Raw genomic sequence first — 357 nt, forward strand, 5'->3', positions numbered from 1 at the left:
TCCTGTTTGATAAGGACTCGTATTTGTTAAGGTTTTAGTTATTCCTACATCAGCTACAGCCGCTGCCACAGCACCATCATTATCACTATCGTTTGCTGCATTATTGTCTATCTCATCTGCACTTACGGAAGCTGCATTATCAAATGCACCTCCTCCGTCTATCGTAGCAGTTACCGTAATGGCAACGTCATTGGCTGGAGTGCCCGAAGCAATACTTGGTATTGTACATGGGAAGCCTCCTGCGCAAGGAGCACTTATGGTTTGTATCGTTAGGTTGGTTGGTGTATCTGTTACAACTACGTTGTTGGCTGTATCTGGACCTGAGTTACTTACTACTAAGGTATAGGTAACGGTATC

At 44.3% G+C, this 357-nt stretch carries 1 protein-coding gene; it reads right to left on the bottom strand.

The genetic code is table 11. The features are described 5' to 3' along the window. On the bottom strand, positions 1–357 hold a 357-nt coding region (locus RM538_RS13400; RefSeq protein WP_311333945.1), incomplete at both ends, for a hypothetical protein.

Origin of the sequence: Patiriisocius hiemis, from assembly GCF_031846325.1 — a bacterium.
In the GTDB taxonomy this organism is placed as follows: Bacteria; Bacteroidota; Bacteroidia; order Flavobacteriales; family Flavobacteriaceae; genus Patiriisocius_A; species Patiriisocius_A hiemis.